This is a genomic window from Streptomyces sp. GC420 (assembly GCF_009916105.1).
Lineage (GTDB): Bacteria > Actinomycetota > Actinomycetes > Streptomycetales > Streptomycetaceae > Streptomyces.
In genome coordinates, this window is the sequence record NZ_JAAAXQ010000660.1 from 1 (window position 1) to 2,401 (window position 2,401).

At 73.2% G+C, this 2,401-nt stretch carries 2 protein-coding genes; both read left to right on the top strand.

Annotated elements, in window-relative coordinates; genetic code table 11:
• Positions 1 to 447 precede the first annotated feature (447 nt).
• Positions 448 to 1,497: an agmatinase gene (gene speB, locus GUY61_RS37505; protein WP_243767020.1), complete on the top strand. Its 1,050-nt coding sequence runs from the start codon at positions 448 to 450 to the stop codon at positions 1,495 to 1,497.
• Between the two features lie 185 nt (positions 1,498 to 1,682).
• Positions 1,683 to 2,033: a DUF6247 family protein gene (locus GUY61_RS37510; protein WP_166634757.1), complete on the top strand. Its 351-nt coding sequence runs from the start codon at positions 1,683 to 1,685 to the stop codon at positions 2,031 to 2,033.
• Positions 2,034 to 2,401: the final 368 nt, after the last annotated feature.

The following is a 2,401-nucleotide window of genomic DNA, read 5'->3' on the forward strand; positions in this document are numbered from 1 at the left end:
GGATGGTACGTCCATTCAGGAGCGGTGGAATGGATGAAACGTACACTTCAGCACCGCAGTGCGGCCACCTACTGTCGACGGGGACCGACCGAACGGAGAAGGCCCCGACGCCCGGAGGGAGGCAGGTCGTGCCCGTCGGCCACGCGGTGACCGTCGCCCACGCGACCGCGCTCCTCTCCGTCCGGCGCGGCGGCGCCCCGGCGGCGGACTGGGCCGGAACGGGAGCAGGACGCGGGTGGGCGCACGGCACGGCACGCGCGGGCGCGCGACAGCGCCCGCTCCCGCGTACGCCCGCGCTCGCCCCGCCCCGGAGGGGCAGCCGCCGTTCGGAGGCGCTCGCTCCGTGCGTCCGGCCGCCGCCCCGCGAACCGGGCCGCAGCACCCCGATCACGCACACTTGTACAGCGCAACCAATGCGGTGACCGCAGCATTCAGAAGGGCTCGAGGATGAGCAGCAGCAACCAGAACCCGGCGCACGAGAACGCGGCATCCGGCCAGGGCGGGCCCCGCCCGCGCGGCCCCGTCGACTCCTCGCGCGTCCCGCGGTACGCCGGCCCCGCCACGTTCGCCCGGCTGCCCCGCCTCGACGAGGTCGGCACCGCCGACGTCGCCGTCGTCGGCGTCCCCTTCGACTCCGGCGTCTCCTACCGGCCCGGTGCCCGCTTCGGCGGCAACGCCATCCGGGAGGCCTCGCGGCTGCTCCGCCCGTACAACCCGGCCCAGGACGCCTCGCCCTTCGCCCTCGCCCAGGTCGCGGACGGCGGCGACATCGCCGTCAACCCGTTCAACATCAACGAGGCCGTCGAGACCGTCGAGGCGGCCGCCGACGACCTCCTCGGCACCGGCGCCCGGCTGATGACGCTGGGCGGCGACCACACCATCGCCCTCCCCCTGCTGCGCTCGGTCGCCAAGCGGCACGGCCCTGTCGCGCTCCTCCATTTCGACGCGCACCTCGACACCTGGGACACCTACTTCGGCGCCGAGTACACGCACGGCACCCCGTTCCGGCGCGCCGTCGAGGAGGGCATCCTCGACACCGAGGCGCTCTCCCACGTCGGCATCCGCGGCCCGCTCTACGGAAAGCAGGACCTGACCGACGACGAGAAGATGGGCTTCGGCATCGTCACCTCGGCCGACGTCTACCGCCGAGGCGCGGACGAGGTGGCCGACCAGCTCCGGCAGCGCATCGGCGGCCGCCCGCTGTACATCTCCATCGACATCGACTGCCTCGACCCGGCCCACGCGCCCGGCACCGGCACCCCCGAGGCAGGCGGCATGACCTCCCGCGAACTGCTGGAGATCCTGCGCGGACTGGCCTCCTGCAACCTGGTCTCGGCGGACGTGGTGGAGGTCGCCCCGGCGTACGACCACGCGGAGATCACCTCCGTCGCCGCCAGCCACACCGCGTACGAACTCACGACGGTCATGGCCCGCCGGATCGCGGAGGCACGCGCGGACGGCGCGAGCGCCACCGGCGTTCGCCCCGGCACCAGTTGAGGGCCCCGGCACCCGGTGACGCGGGCGGGTGACGCCGGCGCTCCGGAAGGGCACCGGGGAGCCGTAGGCGGAGGACCGGCACCCAGAGACGGGCGATCACCCGATGGAGTGCACCGGTCCCCGACGGCCCGTACCGCCGATACCGTACGAACATCCGCGCCGCCGGATCCGCATCGGAGGACATCATGAGCGCTCAGCCCGACGGCCCGTACGGCCCGCTGATTCCCATGCCGGAGCTCACCCCCGACGGCCTGCGGGCCGCCGTCGCCCGTATCGCGCCCAGCCGAGTTGCCGCGCTCACCCAGCATCTCTTCGAGGCCACGACGAATGCGCAGCAGACCCAGAGCCTGGCGCCGCTCAGGGCCTTCGTCCACTCCTGGGCGGTATTCGTGGCCGTCGAGCGGTACCCGGACCGGGCCGCGCGGCTGCGCGAGCTCGAGCGGGTCGTCGACGAGGGCGAGCAGGACCCCGCTGACGCGATCGCCGAGATACGACGAATCCGGGATGCCGCCGAGGCGGAGGCCGGGCTGCGGTGAACGACTGGACTTGGGACTACAACCCGGGCGAGGAGCATGTGGCTGGGGGTTGCCGCCCGGTGTCAGGGCGGAAGTGGAACGACTGGCCACGGAACTCTCTGCGCTCGGCCGCGACGCGGTGAAGGTGGGGCGTCCCATCGACAGGGAGGGTGGGCTTCGAGAGTTCGACATCCTCGGCGGGCGCGGGATCATCAGCTTCCTCGCAGTCCCACGCCACCAGTGCGTCTACGTCTGCCACGTCACCTGGTATCACTGAGCTGCCCTGACAACGGAAGGCCCCCGGACCGGCAGGCCGCCCGGTGAATGGCGGCCTGCCGGTCGTCCCGGGGGCCCGCCGGGTCAGGAGGGCTCGGCCGACGGTGCGGTCT